We start from the raw sequence: 16,371 nt of genomic DNA, 5'->3' as shown, positions 1-16,371 counted from the left end.
TATGCCAATAACGCCTTATGTTGCTTTAGATTTACAGCAACTTGAAAAAAATGTCAGAGGCATGACAGGCAAGCTAACACAGCAAGATATTGAACACTGGCCACATATAAAAACGCATAAATCAGTAGAATTAGCAAAATTTGAGATTGCCTGTGGTGCAAAAGGAATTACGTGTGCCACATTGCAAGAAGCGACAGTTATGGCGGAAGGCGGAATTGATCATATTCTACTTGCTTACCCAATGATCGGTGAACAAAAGTGCAAGCAATTTATTGAGTTAGCTAAAAAAATCAGATTAAGAACAATTATTGATAGCCTACAAGGTGCTGAACAATTATCAGCAGCAGCAAAGCAAGAAAACCAAATTATTGAGGTCTATATTGCTGTTGATTATGGTGCTCACCGAGAAGGAATTCAATTAGATGACTTAGAGCCATTTGCACTGGCAATACAAAAATTACCTAATTTGAAAATTATTGGTGTATTTACTTATGCAGGAACAATATATCAATACCGTACAGAGCCTGAAATACGTAAAGCGGCAAAAGCAGAAGCAGAGCTTTTATTATCTTGCCAAAAACGGTTAGAGAAATTGGGTATCGAAGCGCCTCGGACATCTGGCGGCTCAACATTATCTTCATTCTATGCTGATGAATTAAAAGGGATTACAGAGTCACGGGCTGGGAACTTTATTTTTGGCGATATGAATGCTATCTATGGTGGTATTTATACGCCTGAAGATTGCGCTTTAACAATAAGAACAACGGTTGTGAGTATTCCTATTGAGGGGTATGCAACAGTAGATGCAGGGACAAAAACATTAACTTCTGATCAATCCGCAGAACCAGGGTTTGGTTATATAGTGGAAGACCCAAATATAAAACTAGTTAAATTAAATGAAGAGCATGGCTATCTTCGCTATGACCCAAAACAAATTAAATTAAATATTGGTGATGTATTAAATATTATACCGAATCACAGTTGTGTTATTCCTAACTTAACAAACAAAATATATGCATTAAATAATAATGAAATAGACCATATTATTATACCAGACGCACGATATTAAATATCGGAGAATAAAATGTATAAATTAAATGAACAGCAACAACATGAGTTGCTAGAGCTTCTTTGTGCGTTAATTCGGCATAAATCTGAAAACCCACCAGGGGAAGAACAACAAGTTGCTGAATTTATATATCACTACTTTAAACAAGAAAATATTGATGTTGAAATGCAAGAGGTTGCTCCTGGACGTCCAAATGTTATTGCACATTTAAAAGGTTCAGGAAAAGGTAAACATTTATTATTCAACGGTCATATAGATGTTGTGCCTTGTGGTTGTGGTTGGAGCACCGAGCCATTCGACCCAGTGATTAAAGATGGCAAAGTTTTTGGGCGAGGAGCCGCAGATATGAAGTCTGGTGTTGCTGCAATGATGTATGCGGCAACATTATTAAAGCGTAATCAAGATGCATTTTCAGGTAATTTAACATTAGTATTTAATGTGGATGAGGAGAGAATCAATCTTGGCATGCTGCATTACATTAAAGATGGAATTTCTGCAGATTATGCCATTATTGGTGAACCAACGTCTCTTGGTGTTTGTATCGCACATAAAGGCGTTAGCCGTTATAACTTAAGTACTAAAGGCACCGGGGGTCATGCAGCAAAAACTCGTTATCCTGATAGTGCCATTTCTAAGATGGCCAAAATACTACCTGCGATAGAGCAACATCGCACTTCTGTTGAGGAAATTAGTCACCCACTATTAGGAAATGCTTCAATGATTATTACCACCATAAATGGTGGTACAGCTCCGAATATCGTTCCGCAGCATTGTGATATTGAAATAGATAGAAGACTCGTTCCAGGGGAAGAAAAGCAAAAAATAGAGGCGAGATTGCATCAAGCTATTGCGCAATATAATAAAGGTGAAGAGATAGATTATCACTTAGATAATTACTTATTTATTCCCGCTTCAGATATCCCAGCAGATCACGAATTAACTAAAGTTGCATTAGATACAGTGAGCCGTTTTACAGAAAAAACAGCGCAACCAGAAATATTTGAAGCGACATGTGAGGCGCCTTTTTTCTCAGTTACCAGTGAGATCCCTACACTTATTATGGGGCCAGGGGGATTAGCTCAAGCTCATGTTAAAGATGAGTTTGTTGAAATAAAAGAATTATACCTTGCTGCGGAAATTTATTATGACATGGCTAATATCTTGCTCAATAAATAGGAAAATTGAATGAATATTGAAAAAAAATTAGAAGATAAAGGGATTAAACTTGCCACACCAGGGACGCCAAAATTTTCATATGTATCCATTAAGCAGTATGGGGATTTATTATATACATCAGGCCATGATTGCCAAAAAGATGGCGTTTTAATTTATAGTGGTACATTAGGTAAAGAATTAACAGTCGAGCAAGGTCAAGAAGCAGCAAAACAGTGCATTGTTAATATATTTTCCTCGTTGAAAGCATATTTAGGAGATTTAGATAGAATTGATGAATGTATAAAATTATTAGGTTTTGTACAAAGTGCTAATGATTTTAAAAACCAACCACAAGTCATGAATGGAGCTTCAGATTTTTTAATTGAAATACTCGGTGATAAAGGTAAGCATGCACGTTCAGCAATCGGTACGAATACATTACCTTTTGATACGCCAGTGGAAATAGAATTAATATTAAAGTTAAAGTCGTAAATAATAGATAAAAAATAAAGATTATTAATAAAATAAATCTGCGGAGTAAATATTATTCCGCAGGGTCCTGTTACGTCTTAAAGGTACTTAATTATGTCACTACATGCGAGTAAAAGGCTAAAGCGCTGGCAGCTTATTGCGCTTACATTTTTGTTGATAGCAGGTATCATTAATTTTTTAGATAGAGCATCACTCTCTATTGCTAACTCTACAATCAGTAAAGAATTAGGATTTAGTGCAACCCAAATGGGATTATTGTTATCGGTATTTTCATTTGGCTATGCGTTATGCCAACTACCTATAGGTATGGTAATGGAACGCTTTGGGGTTAAAAAGATCTATGGCTTCGGTTTGTTCTTATGGTCATTAGCACAAACCGTGACAGGTCTATTATCTTCATTTACCCATTTAATTATTGCACGGGTTATTTTAGGTATTGGTGAAGCACCGCATTTACCGACAGGCGTTAAAGTCGTTAATGATTGGTATAATATCCGTGAGCGTGGTCTGCCAATGGGGATTGTAAATATGTCCTCTACTCTAGCTCAAGCATTAGCGCCACCTTTGCTCATTGCATTAATGTTAGCTTTTGGCTGGCGTACAATGTTTATTATTATCGGTATTAGTGGGATTATTCTGTCTATACTTTGGTTTATTTTCTATCGTAATCGTGAACAATTAGAATTAACAGATGATGAATTAAACTATTTAAATGACGGTGCTCCACCATCTTCAACGAATAAAGTTTCTTTCAAGGAATGGGCGTCATTATTTAAACAACGTTCTTTATGGGGAATGATCATTGGGTTTAATGGTGTGGGTTATATGGTTTGGTTATACCTCACATGGTTGCCTGCTTATCTTGAAAACTCCAGAGGTTTAAGTCTAGAAAAAACCGGCTGGGTTGCAGCAATACCCTTTTTATTTGGTGCGCTGGGAATGCTGGTAAATGGTGTTGTTGCAGACTATGTGGTGAAACGCGGTGCTGACAAAATGAAAAGCCGTAAGTGGATGATTTGCTTAGGCTTGTTATTCGCTGCGATGTTTACATTGCCTGCCGCTTATACTGACAGTACCTTTTCAGCCGTTGCGTGTATTAGTATGGCACTATTTTCTATTCACTTTGCGGGGACTTCTGCTTGGGGATTGATTTTAGTTTCAGTGCCTTCTCGCTTAATCACTTCTGTGAGTGGCATTCAAAATTTCGGTGGTTTTATTGGAGGGTCGTTTGCTCCGATTATTACCGGTATTATTATTGACCAAACACATTCATTTACCTTAGCCCTTGTGGTTTGTGCAACTGTCGCATTCCTAGCATCATTGGTTTATTTCTTCTTTGTTAATGAACCAATTAAAGATCCTGCTGAGATGGAAGTAAAAACAGTCTAATTAAATAATCATAGCCACTTTGTATAAGTGGCTTTTTTATAAAAAAATATATCGTATATTGATGGTCTAATTAAGTAATTGTTCATAGTTATTTGTTTTTATTATTTATTATTCGAATTTTTGACTCGGTATAAATTTAATCATCAAAATTAGAATATGTAAGTTCCATAAATAATATGCTAATAATATTCCGGCACATGATTCTGTGTTTTTAATTTTCAAAGGAGTTCAAAATGAGAAAGGTTATTATATCTAGCGTATTACTTGCTGTATCTACAATTTCATTTAACTCAATGGCGGCAGACAAAAATACGGTTACACCTGAAAATATGACTTGCCAGCAATTTATTAATTTAGACCCTCAGAGCTGGGCACCTATTGCGTTATGGGTAACAAATCAAGAAACGCAATTTAAAGGTGGAGATTATGTTGCGCTAACAGAGCAAAGTGTTGCCGAAGTCCCTCAGATTGTTGAGTTTTGTAAGAAAAAGCCGGAAGGCACTCTACAAGATTATTTAGCATCTAAGAAATAAAGCAAACTATTATGCCATGGAGGGCATAATAGCCATTTCCGATTAGGAAAATAGCTATTATACTGTGGTAGATTAGAAATCTCTATTTTAGAAACATTGAACCGATCTATCTTTATTTCTTTGCCGCTAATTTATCGGTTAAGAAATCGATAAATGCACGTGTCTTAGCCGGTAAAACAAAAGTATTTGGGTAAAGTAATTGAATATTTTGTTTCGGCAAACGGTATTCAGGTAATACATGAACTAAGCGTTCATACCGCAAGTCATCATCAACCATCCAAGCTGGGCATATTGCAATACCTAATGAGGCTAACACCATATGGTGAATAACGGCGGCAGAATTAGACTCATATTGGTTTTTAATTAAAGGTAAGTAATATTTTTCATTTTTTGAATTCTGTAAAAAATATTGAGGATCTTGCCAGTTTAATAGCGCATGGTTAATCCATGGAACATTTGCTAAATCAGTGAGTTGTTTGATTGGGTGTTTTTTTAGAAATTCAGGGGTGGCAACTAAGTAAATTTCATATTCACCCAGTTTTTTCATTTTATGGGATGAATTTTTTAAATTACCTAACCGAATAGATAAATCGAGTTTCTCTGTGATAAGGTCATCTAAGGATGAGTTAAATGAATACTGTAACCTTAGCTTAGGATAAAGGCGGCAAAATTCAGGTAGTAGTGGCAAAATAAAACGTTGGCCAAATTCACTTGTTGATGAAAAGCGCAGCAAACCTACAATATTAGTTCCTAAATTTTGGCTTTTTTCGAAAGCTTCATCTATTTGACTTTGAATACGTTTAAAGTCGTCATAAAAATGTTTTCCCACCTCTGTTAATGCAATATTTCGCGTATTTCGTGTTAGCAAGCTTACATTAAGCTGAGCTTCTAATTGTTTGATATCGACACTCACCATAGAACGGCTTAGCCCTAAAATATCTGCGGCTTTAGTGAATGAGCCCGAATCAACAACTTGTAGAAAACTGATAATCTTTTTGAGATTTTTTTGCATAATAACAATGATTGTTCTTATTTATTAAACAATCATGTTACCTCCCTTGTATCGACAAAGAAAGGACTAAAACTTATTCTTTGCCACCGGAGGAAGTCCATGACTTATCGATACAAAATTGCCACAGTATTTTTACTTGGTTTCTTTATTGATTGTATTAACATTTTTATGTCAGCGATAGCATTACCTGATATTGCATCGTCCTTTTCAGTAAGCCAATCTCAAGTTGCATGGGTTGCCAATGCCTATATTTTAGGTCTAGTTTTAGTGATGCCAATCAGCTTATGGCTAGCAGGTAGGTTAGGCAATCAAAAATTACTGTGTTATTCCATGTTACTTTTTTCTGTTGCTGCTTGGTTTAGTGGAAGCAGTGGTTCAATTTATAGCTTAATTTTTTGGCGCTTTATCCAAGGTGCAGCAGGAGGGTTATTAATTCCGGTAGGTCAGGCGTTAGTTTTCGCATTATTTCCCAATAATGATCGCCAGCGTATATCAACATTGATTATGACTGTAGCGTTAATTGCTCCCGCATTTTCGCCTGCAATTGGCGGCCTAATTATTGATTCTCTGTCTTGGCATTGGGTGTTTTATTCTAATTTGCCTTTCTCATTACTAACAGCAGTACTAGCCTGGAGTTGGATAAAAAATGAAGGAGTAAAAATAAGAGAAAAACCAGATATTTTGGGATTAATAATGGTGAGTTTAAGTTTGTTAAGCCTATTATTATCATTCTCTTTTTATAATGATTATCACAATTTATTATTGGCTTTGGTGAGTTTTTTTACTTCAGCCCTCGTATTTATTGTTTACCTTAAATACGCTAAAAAATGCCGAGAACCTATTTTAAATTTTCAGTTATTAAAGAATTCCAACCTACGCAACGCTTTTATTATTTACTATGCTGTTCCCGGTATTTTTACGGGAGTTAATTTACTCAATATTTTTAATCTACAAGAAAATATGGGGTTCAGTGCTGCACAAACCGGGCTATTTATGGTGCTATATGCATTGGGGGCAGTAATATCAATGCTAACCGGTGGACGCCTTTATTTGCAGATAGGAAAAAAGCGATTATTTATTATTGGTATTACACTGCATAGCTTTGGTATTTTTCTGCTTTATTGGGTTTCATCTTCAAACCAGCTCAGTTTATTAATAATCGCTTATTTATTGATGGGGATGGGGGGGGGATTGAGCGCCAATACTGCACAAATTAGCTCGTTAATGGATTTTAAAGACAAAGATTTACTTCAAGGTAGCGTATTGTGGAATATTAATCGACAAGTCGCATTTAGTGTTGGTGCAGTCGTATTTATTTCTATATTTAGCTTAACGACTTTCTCGAATGATTTAATACGTTATCAATATACGTTTTTTATCGCATCAATACTCGGGTTACTTTCATTAATTTCAGTGATCAAGGAAAAATAAATGAGTGAAACAATGAAAAGAGCGCTGCAAAGCGTAGTGGATTTACATGTTTTAATTGAAGATGTATTTAAGGGACGAAATAGCGATAAAAGCTTATCTCTTTTATTAAGCAGTTTTGATGACAACTTCAAAATGGTCACAATACAAGGCTATTGCATTGGTTTAAATGACGTCACCACGTTATTTAGCCAAAATATTGGGACTCGAGCATCATTTACGACAAGATGTACTAATCTGGTTCCATTAAGAGAGGATAATGGCTATTGCTGGATTCAATATCAAGAGAAACAGCAAATTAGTGATATAGAAACATTACGAACTTCCGTTGTTTGCATTAGAGTGGAAGCGGAGAAATGTTATTGGGTTTATCTACATGAAACTCCGGTACTTTCAACTCAAACGGATTAAAATAAGAATAAAACGGCTAAAGGCCGTTTTTTCAAAGAGTAAAAAAATATAAGTGATAAATGATATCTATTCTCATTTTTATTGACCGTCGGTCGGTCGAATATTATCATATTGCTATGATCGATGATGAGGTATAAAAAATGAGACGGCTTTTTTTGATCCTAGCAGTTTGCTTGGGTACCTTTATGGCAACGTTAGATATCAGTATTGTAAATGTTGCACTACCTGCTATTGGGCGTGACCTCAAGGCTCATATGTCAATGCTACAATGGATTATTGACGCCTATGCGTTATGTCTGTCAGCGTTGATCCTATCTGTTGGCCCGATAAGCGACCGTTATGGGCGTAAAAAAATTTGGTTAACAGGGATTGTTATCTTTACTCTAGGATCTGCAATTTGTGCATTTTCTGCGTCGCCACACATGTTGATAGCGGGGCGGGTTATCCAAGGAGTCGCTGCTGCTGCTTTAATTCCAGGGGCACTTTCTATTATTACGCAAGCTTTCTCGAATGATATCGAGCGCATCAGAATTATTGGTATTTGGTCAGCAGTGAGTGCACTTTCGTTAATTATTGGTCCTATTTTAGGGGGCTTTTTAGTCGATAGCTTCGATTGGACAACGATATTTTTAATTAATATCCCGATTGGACTACTGACATTACTGTTAGGCTGGTTAGGTATACAAGAAAGTGCAGATCCAGATAAAGCCGCATTAGATCCAATGGGACAAGTTTTAAGTATCATTGCGTTAGGTGGGTTAACTTTTGCTTTAATCGAAGCTGGAGAACACGGTTGGGGCAGTTACCTCACATTGAGTGGGTTAATCATTGCGATTTTTGCATGCTTAGGGTTTATTTGGGTTGAACTTCACGTAACTCGGCCATTATTACCGCTTTTTTTATTCAAAAAAAATCCTTTTTTCTTTCAATATAATATGGCGTCTTTTGCTTTGGGTTTTGCAACTTACAGTAATGTATTCTTCATCGCACTATTTTTGCAAAAAGGCCAAGGGTGGGGGGCATTTGAAGCCGGGATCCGCATGGCTCCTGAGTTTATTGCCATGGCTATTTTTTCATTTTCTTTTGGTAAACTGTCTCGCCGTTTAAGCGTGCGAAACCTCATGATTTTGGGTTTTATTTTAATTGCATTGGCTTCATTATTATTAACTCGTGTGAATACTGAAACACCTTATATTCCTATTGCGATAACCTTATTTATTTTGGGGGCTGGAATGGGGATGTCTACCCCAGCAATTGGGGCACTGGTTATGGCGAGTGTTGATAAGGCCTATTCTGGTATTGCTTCTGCGGTCATGAACGCATTAAGGCAAACAGGTATGACCCTTGGCATTGCTTTTTTAGGGACATTGATGACACATCGCGCTGTAGAGCAGCTATTACAGGATAACAAGCTGGCCATGATGTTGTCGGCACAGGAAATCGAACGTTTGATTCAAACTTCCTCGGTGATGCCATCAACATTTATTGAGCAGGCAACGCGTTCTGCTTTTGTTTCCGGTTTTAATCTGGCGATGTTAGGTGGCGCGATAGCGATATTGATAACGTTATGTCTGATGGCAAGGAATAAATCAGAGAATTAGCGAATATTGGGTAGTAAGCATAAAAAAACACCTGCCGGAGCAGGTGTTTTTAGATATAAATGAATCAATTATTCGTCAAGGAAGCTGCGTAGCACTTCTGAGCGGCTTGGGTGACGTAATTTACGTAACGCTTTCGCTTCAATCTGACGGATACGTTCACGGGTAACATCAAACTGTTTACCAACTTCCTCAAGGGTGTGGTCAGTATTCATGTCGATACCAAAACGCATACGCAGTACTTTTGCTTCACGAGCGGTTAAGCCTGCTAACACTTCGTGAGTTGCAGAGCGTAAGCTTTCTGATGTTGCAGAGTCTAAAGGCAGTTCTAAAGTGGTATCTTCAATAAAATCACCTAAATGTGAATCTTCATCATCACCAATAGGGGTTTCCATTGAAATCGGTTCTTTAGCAATCTTCAGTACTTTACGAATTTTATCTTCCGGCATTAGCATGCGTTCTGCCAGTTCTTCTGGCGATGGCTCACGGCCCATTTCTTGCAGCATTTGACGAGAGATACGGTTCAGCTTGTTGATAGTTTCAATCATGTGAACCGGGATACGAATAGTACGTGCTTGGTCAGCGATTGAACGCGTGATAGCCTGACGGATCCACCAAGTCGCATAAGTTGAGAACTTATAGCCACGGCGATATTCAAACTTATCAACGGCTTTCATCAGACCGATGTTACCTTCTTGAATCAGGTCAAGGAACTGCAAGCCACGGTTGGTATATTTCTTAGCAATAGAAATTACCAGACGTAAGTTTGCTTCAACCATCTCTTTTTTCGCACGGCGTGCTTTCGCTTCACCGATAGACATACGACGGTTGATATCTTTAACTTGTTCGATTGTCAGACCCGTTTCTTCTTCAATTTGGCGCAGTCTTTGTAGGCAACGCAGAATTTCTTCTTCAACTTCAAGTAATTTTTCTGACCAAGGCTTGTTCATTGCTTTTGCAGCAGTTAACCAAGTTTCACTGGTCTCATTACCACTAAATAAAGTAATGAAGTTTTTCTTCGGCATTTTACATTGTTCAACACACAGTTTCATGATGGTACGCTCTTGTAAGCGAACTCGGTCCATCATTTCACGCATGTTATTGACCAAATAGTCAAATTGCTTAGGAACTAAACGGAACTCTTTAAATACTTCGGAAAGCTGCTCGATAGCGGCAGCCGTTTTCGCGTCACTACGACCATATTGTTTAATATGTTGACGCGTTTTTTCATATTGCTCACGAAGATCAGAGAATTTTTGACGCGCTAATTCAGGATCGATGCTGTTATCGTCATCGCTATCGCTGTCATCGCCGTCTTCATCTTCTTCGTCTTCGTCATCGTCTTTATCAAGCTCTTCTTGTGGTAATTCAGAGCCAACGTGAGTCGCTGTTGGTGCGAGATCTTCTTCCGCGTTAGGGTCAACAAAGCCGGTGATTAAATCAGATAAACGGCTTTCTCCTGCTTCAACACGGTCATATTGCTCAAGAAGATAAGTGATAGCCTCAGGGTATTCAGCAACAGAGCACTGAACCTGATTGATCCCATCCTCGATACGTTTTGCAATGTCGATTTCGCCTTCTCGAGTGAGAAGCTCGACGGTTCCCATTTCGCGCATATACATGCGGACAGGGTCGGTTGTACGGCCGATTTCACTTTCAACACTGGACAGCACTTGTGCAGCGGCTTCAGCTGCATCTTCATCAGTATCGGAAGTATTTTCAGCCAAAATTAAATCATCGGCATCAGGTGCTTCTTCCATGACCTGGATGCCCATGTCATTAATCATCTGAATGATATCTTCGATTTGATCTGAATCGACGATATCTTCCGGCAGATGGTCGTTGACCTCAGCATAGGTTAAGTAACCTTGCTCTTTACCCTTGGTTACGAGTAGCTTAAGCTGCGACTGCGGGTTTTGCTCCATAAGACGGTATCCACACTTCTGAGTATTTAGATTGGTGTCGGTCGGCGAAACATTCGGCCAACAAGAACATACAAAGGGAACATTTATTATTTGCTACGCCCTTTATTTTTCGTAGCATTTTACAGGCATCTGCCTTGTGTTTATCGGCACTTAAGCCGTTTAAAATACTAATTCTGTTTTGGGTTGATACTATGTTTTCACTCTAGAAAGAGTGATTAAGCGGACTTCTTCGCGCTCTTCTGGGGTCAGCCCTTCAGTTCGTTCTTTTGCTATTAAGTAGTCAAAACGTTCGTCGAGTGCGCTGTTAAATAGATGGTTTAAGGCATCTATAAAAGTATTTTCCGCTATCTCCTCTATTTCTATATCGTTCCACGTTGCGAGTTTTTCAAGCTGTTTCGCAAATTTATTATCACGATAACGCTCTAGCAACTGCCCAGTTGACATTCCGGGGGTGGAACGGCAGACATCGACCAATTCCTGAAATAGAGAAAGCCCCGGCATTTGAATATGGGCAATTCCCTCTAACGAGGGAACAAGTTCCGAAAAGTTCGGATTCTGTACCAACAGCGCGATAAGTATTCGCATTGTGGTTGGTTTTAATTTGGGCGCCTGATAGTTAACTTGTTCTGTGCTCTCTCTATCAATCATAGCAAGAACTTGAGAAATATCCGGTATACCAATAAAATTTCCTAGCTCTTGTGCCATATAAAGGCGCAGTGTTTCACCAGGTATTTGTTTAATCAAAGGGATAGCCAGTTTACTAAATTTTGCTTTCCCTTCTTGTGTTTTTAAATCTACCTGTGGCACAAGTGAATCAAATAAAAAAGCAGAAAGGGTTTGAGCATCTTTCATACGTTGCTCAAAAGCGTCTTTGCCTTCTTTTCGTACTAATGAATCTGGGTCTTCACCGTCGGGTAAAAACATAAAACGCAATTGACGGCCGTCAGTCAGATAAGGCAGTGCTGTTTCAAGTGCTCGCCATGCCGCTTCTCGGCCAGCGCGGTCTCCATCATAACAGCAAATAACCGTATCTGTTGAACGATAAAGTAACTGAATATGTTCTGAGGTTGTTGATGTGCCAAGTGAAGCAACCGCATAGCGGATATCGTACTGAGCAAGTGCAACAACGTCCATATAGCCTTCAACTACCAGTAATTTTGATAATTCATTACTGTTTTGTGTTGCTTCATAGAGGCCAAATAACTGACGGCCTTTATGGAAAATATCTGTTTCGGGGGAGTTTAAGTATTTAGGGAGAGCATCTCCTAATACGCGCCCACCGAAGGCAATCACACGACCGCGCCTATCCCGAATTGGGAACATGACACGCTCTCTAAAGCGGTCATAGACTCGGCCATTATCATTTGTCACTAACATGCCTGCATCATCAAGCTGTTTGCGACTTTCTGGGTTTACAGCGAATTTTTTGAGCAAATTGTCCCAGCCCGCAGGGGCGAAACCAATTGAAAAATGCTCAATAATTTCGGCACTTAAACCACGTTGGCTTAAATAATCTTTCGCTTTATTAGCTGAAGAATGACTTAAGGCAGCACAGTAAAATTGATTAATTTTTTCCATCAACTGATATAAATTTTGTCGTTGATGAAGTTCTATTTGGCTTGAACCCGTTCCTTTTTCGTAAGGAACATCAAGGCCATGTAGTGCAGATAATTCTTCAATGGCTTCAACAAAATCGAGTTTGTCATAGTTCATTAAAAAATCGATAGCGTTGCCATGAGCACCACAACCAAAACAGTAATAAAATTGTCTTTCACCATTTACGGTAAAAGAAGGTGTTTTTTCATTATGGAACGGACAACAAGCGTGATGGTTTTTACCCTGTTTTTTTAACGGGACTTTTGCATCGACTAAATCAATGATGTCGGTTCTTGCTAACAAGTCATTGATAAATGAACGCGGAATTCGTCCAGCCATAAGCCTCTTTTTCGCCTGTTGATGAACGATAATAAGCCGCGCTTCCTTTAGGAAAGCACGGCCTTTAACTGCTTAGCTATGTACTACTACAAAAACTGGAGTGACTACAAGAGAAACTAAAGTTTTGTATTAGCTATCGTCTACAATGAATGCGGCTTTCACCGCAAACAATTAATACAGACGAGTACGGCGTGCGTTTTCGCGAGCCAGTTTCTTAGCGTGACGCTTTACAGCTGATGCTTTAGCGCGTTTACGTTCAGTCGTTGGTTTTTCATAGAATTCACGACGACGAACTTCAGCTAAAACACCTGCTTTCTCACAGGAACGTTTGAAACGACGCAGTGCAACGTCGAATGGCTCGTTTTCACGTACTTTAATTACCGGCATGTGCCTCTCACCTCAATAGAAATCGGTTTGTTGCTGGTACTGATTCACCAGCCTTCATTTAAAATGGTGCGGAATTTTACTTCAATGAGTACGGGTTTGTAAAGTGCCGTATAAAATTGAATCACACAAGATTACCTGATTTGCAGTTCATTTGATGAAAAAGCAAACAAAACCAGATAATAATGAGAATTAGCCACACGAAATTTTTATTACAGGGGACTGATTATAGACTATACAGTCAGGAAAGTCAGCCTTTTGACAACATTAATTACGCGATTGAACGAAAATAGTGATAGACTTGCGGTTATGCAATAAACAAGGGTAGTGCAATGCGTGTTTTAGGTATCGAAACCTCTTGCGATGAAACTGGTATCGCAATCTATGATGATGAGCATGGCTTATTAGCCAATCAATTATACAGCCAAATTAAAGTTCATGCAGACTACGGTGGTGTCGTGCCTGAATTGGCTTCACGCGATCATATTCGTAAAACAGTGCCGTTAATTCAAGCAGCGTTGAAAGAAGCCAATTTAACAAGTCAAGACATCGACGCTGTAGCCTATACTGCGGGGCCAGGTTTGGTTGGGGCTTTAATGGTTGGTGCAACAGTAGGGCGTTCATTAGCTTTTGCCTGGAACGTTCCCGCCGTGGCCGTTCACCATATGGAAGGCCATTTATTGGCACCGATGTTAGAAGAGAAAAGCCCTGAATTTCCTTTTGTCGCGTTACTGGTTTCTGGTGGGCATACTCAGCTTATCAGTGTGACCGGAATTGGTGAGTATGAGCTGCTAGGCGAATCCATCGATGACGCAGCAGGCGAAGCGTTTGATAAAACAGCAAAACTATTAGGTTTAGACTACCCAGGTGGCCCAGTGTTATCTCGCATGGCGGAGCAGGGTACTGCGGGTCGTTTTGTGTTTCCTCGCCCAATGACCGACAGACCAGGGCTGGATTTCAGCTTCTCTGGGCTAAAAACCTTTGCAGCCAATACCATCCGTGAAAATGCGGATGACGACCAAACTCGTGCGGATATTGCGAGAGCCTTTGAGGATGCCGTGGTCGATACTCTGGCAATTAAATGCAAACGCGCTTTAGAACAAACAGGTTTTAAACGTTTGGTGATGGCGGGGGGTGTTAGTGCTAATCGCGCACTTAGAGCTAAAATGGAAGATGTTCTCAAGCAGCGTGGCGGTGAAGTTTTTTATGCTCGCCCTGAATTTTGTACGGATAACGGCGCAATGATCGCGCTGGCGGGGCTTATTCGCCTTAAAGGTGGAACCACTACAGGGCTTGGGGTGACGGTTCGCCCACGTTGGCCTTTGGCAGAATTGCCCCCGCTAGAAAAATAGTGTTGTTGGTGTATCTCTATTTTTGTAAAAGGGCTGGGATGACAGCCCTTTTGTTATTCAGTTAAGTACTAATGTAAAATAACGACCGCATCTTCCAGCCGGCTTGACCGTTCTTTTACCATTTTCGATGTCTCTGTGCTTTGTTCTACCAGTAATGTGCTTTGTTGTGTGATGGTTTCGAGCTCACTGACTGCTTGGGTAATATCGGCTATCCCTGCCGCTTGTTCAGAGGTTGCTTGGCTAATATGGGTGATCAATTGCGTGACGTTTTGTATTTGGTCAACAATCTCCTTCATGGTATCCCCTGCCGTATGGACTTGATTTTTCCCTGAATTGACTTTCTTTTCACAATCATTAATTAATTCACGAATATCATTTACTGCACTTGCACTACGGCTTGCTAGGCTACGAACCTCATTTGCGACAACGGCAAAGCCTTTGCCTTGTTCACCTGCACGTGCGGCTTCTACCGCGGCATTTAACGCGAGTATATTGGTTTGAAATGCGATGTCTTTAATCACGTCAGTGATGGAGTTAATTTTGCTGGTGCTACTGACAATTTCATCCATGGTATCCACAACAGCTTCCATCATGGCGCCCCCATTCACTGCTGTTTTGCTCGTTGTATTCGAAAGTTGGTCAACTTGAATCGTGTTATCAGCATTCATTTTTACGGAAACGGCCATTTGGTTCATTGTTGCAACGGTTTGTTGCATATAGCCGACGGTTTGTTGAGTGTGAGTGTCTAATTCATGACAATCGGAGACTAAAGATTCACTGCCTTTGCGAACGTTATCAACTTGTTCGGAGACATCTTTTATTAACCAACGGCAGATTAGCCCAAGTTGCCCGATAGAACGTAATATTAAGCCAATTTCATCTGTGCGCTGCATATGGTTAACGCTATGTCGATTTCCTCGTGCAATACCAAGTGCCTGTTTGGTCATGTTTTCCAGTGGAGTTGCTAGCATTTTTTCAAGTATCACATCACCGACCAATAGTATGATAAATGTACAGGCACTCATCAGCAGTAGAGGCACGCTTGGCTGCAAAATAAAGCTAGCCGTAATAAGCCAAAGGATAAATAACAGACTCATGATGAGTCGGATACGTGAACGTGTTGAATATGTTGAGAAGTGAAATGGTAATTTTTTAGAAAGCACAATCCCCTTGAAAATTTTTTGTTGGCTTTTATTTTCATTCATTGCTGCATAGAGTGGTTCTACCGTTGCAATTTCTTGGCGTGTTGCTCGAGTACGAATGGACATATAGCCTGTAATAACGCCTTTGCGTTCCACTGGGACAATATTAGCTCGAACCCAGTAGTGGTCACCATTTTTCCGACGATTTTTCACAATGCCAGTCCAGGGTTCTCCTTTTTTAAGTGTTGTCCACATGTCGGCAAAAGCTTCTTTGGGCATATCTGGATGGCGGATAATATTGTGTGGACGTGTTAATAATTCATCTAATTCATAACCACTAACCTGCACAAAGAAATCATTAGCGTGAACAATGTTTCCTTGTAGATCGCTGGTTGTCATTAATGTGATGTTTTCATCTAACACATATTCATTTTGAGTGATATAAGGGGTTCTGCTCATTATAAATACCATTATTATAGTTTAATTTTCCTTTTATATAGTCGACAGCTTTTAAATATTCCTTAGTAATAAATTTGCAATAATTTA

The 16,371-nt window shown here is 39.3% G+C and carries 14 protein-coding genes; 9 read left to right on the top strand and 5 right to left on the bottom strand.

The window, feature by feature from the left end; genetic code table 11:
• Position 1: 1 nt before the first annotated feature.
• The 5 genes from FVA69_RS16580 to FVA69_RS16560 all read left to right on the top strand — a co-directional run bounded on the left by FVA69_RS16580 (position 2) and on the right by FVA69_RS16560 (position 4,638).
• Positions 2-1,069 (top strand): alanine racemase, encoded by a 1,068-nt coding sequence (locus FVA69_RS16580; protein WP_117162533.1) that lies wholly within the window; start codon positions 2-4, stop codon positions 1,067-1,069.
• A 15-nt stretch (positions 1,070-1,084) separates the two neighbouring features.
• Positions 1,085-2,245, top strand: coding sequence for a M20 family metallopeptidase (locus FVA69_RS16575; protein ID WP_164529113.1), 1,161 nt, complete (start codon positions 1,085-1,087; stop codon positions 2,243-2,245).
• A 9-nt stretch (positions 2,246-2,254) separates the two neighbouring features.
• Complete coding sequence (locus tag FVA69_RS16570; protein ID WP_110731723.1) at positions 2,255-2,716, top strand: RidA family protein; 462 nt, start codon at positions 2,255-2,257, stop codon at positions 2,714-2,716.
• A gap of 93 nt (positions 2,717-2,809) precedes the next feature.
• Positions 2,810-4,105, top strand: a complete 1,296-nt coding sequence (locus tag FVA69_RS16565; RefSeq protein ID WP_004908541.1) for an MFS transporter — start codon at positions 2,810-2,812, stop codon at positions 4,103-4,105.
• A 233-nt stretch (positions 4,106-4,338) separates the two neighbouring features.
• Positions 4,339-4,638: an HdeA/HdeB family chaperone gene (locus tag FVA69_RS16560; protein WP_004908543.1), complete on the top strand. Its 300-nt coding sequence runs from the start codon at positions 4,339-4,341 to the stop codon at positions 4,636-4,638.
• 112 nt (positions 4,639-4,750) lie between these two features.
• On the opposite strand, the gene FVA69_RS16555 is transcribed toward FVA69_RS16560, so the two are convergent.
• A complete protein-coding gene (locus tag FVA69_RS16555; RefSeq protein ID WP_004908546.1) occupies positions 4,751-5,650 on the bottom strand; it encodes a LysR family transcriptional regulator in 900 nt (299 codons plus the stop codon).
• A 99-nt stretch (positions 5,651-5,749) separates the two neighbouring features.
• On the opposite strand from FVA69_RS16555, the gene FVA69_RS16550 reads away from it, so the two are divergent.
• The 3 genes from FVA69_RS16550 (at position 5,750) to FVA69_RS16540 (ending at position 9,090) form a co-directional block, all read left to right on the top strand.
• Positions 5,750-7,081 (top strand): MFS transporter, encoded by a 1,332-nt coding sequence (locus tag FVA69_RS16550; RefSeq protein ID WP_164529112.1) that lies wholly within the window; start codon positions 5,750-5,752, stop codon positions 7,079-7,081.
• Positions 7,082-7,489 (top strand): hypothetical protein, encoded by a 408-nt coding sequence (locus FVA69_RS16545; protein WP_109911767.1) that lies wholly within the window; start codon positions 7,082-7,084, stop codon positions 7,487-7,489.
• Between the two features lie 140 nt (positions 7,490-7,629).
• The gene (locus FVA69_RS16540) at positions 7,630-9,090 is read left to right on the top strand and encodes an MFS transporter (protein WP_109911768.1); all 1,461 of its coding nucleotides are present in this window, start codon (positions 7,630-7,632) and stop codon (positions 9,088-9,090) included.
• A 68-nt stretch (positions 9,091-9,158) separates the two neighbouring features.
• Here FVA69_RS16540 and rpoD read toward each other — a convergent pair whose 3' ends face one another.
• The 3 genes from rpoD to rpsU form a co-directional block, all read right to left on the bottom strand.
• On the bottom strand, positions 9,159-11,012 hold the full coding sequence (gene rpoD / locus FVA69_RS16535; protein ID WP_004257799.1) for an RNA polymerase sigma factor RpoD: 1,854 nt from the start codon (positions 11,010-11,012) through the stop codon (positions 9,159-9,161).
• Between the two features lie 189 nt (positions 11,013-11,201).
• Positions 11,202-12,947, bottom strand: coding sequence for a DNA primase (dnaG, locus tag FVA69_RS16530; protein ID WP_004908557.1), 1,746 nt, complete (start codon positions 12,945-12,947; stop codon positions 11,202-11,204).
• Between the two features lie 171 nt (positions 12,948-13,118).
• Positions 13,119-13,334 (bottom strand): 30S ribosomal protein S21, encoded by a 216-nt coding sequence (gene rpsU / locus FVA69_RS16525; RefSeq protein ID WP_001144069.1) that lies wholly within the window; start codon positions 13,332-13,334, stop codon positions 13,119-13,121.
• 329 nt (positions 13,335-13,663) lie between these two features.
• Here rpsU and tsaD point away from each other — a divergent pair, with 329 nt between their 5' ends.
• On the top strand, positions 13,664-14,683 hold the full coding sequence (gene tsaD, locus FVA69_RS16520; RefSeq protein WP_004908561.1) for a tRNA (adenosine(37)-N6)-threonylcarbamoyltransferase complex transferase subunit TsaD: 1,020 nt from the start codon (positions 13,664-13,666) through the stop codon (positions 14,681-14,683).
• Between the two features lie 68 nt (positions 14,684-14,751).
• Here tsaD and FVA69_RS16515 read toward each other — a convergent pair whose 3' ends face one another.
• Positions 14,752-16,284 carry a methyl-accepting chemotaxis protein gene (locus FVA69_RS16515; protein ID WP_164529111.1) on the bottom strand — a complete coding sequence of 511 codons (1,533 nt, stop codon included), beginning with the start codon at positions 16,282-16,284 and terminating at the stop codon, positions 14,752-14,754.
• Positions 16,285-16,371 lie beyond the last annotated feature (87 nt).

The organism is Providencia sp. PROV004 (genome assembly GCF_011045615.1).
Classification (GTDB): domain Bacteria; phylum Pseudomonadota; class Gammaproteobacteria; order Enterobacterales; family Enterobacteriaceae; genus Providencia; species Providencia rettgeri.
The sequence above is the reverse complement of the archived record's forward strand: the minus strand, read 5'-3'. Positions and strand labels throughout refer to the sequence as shown.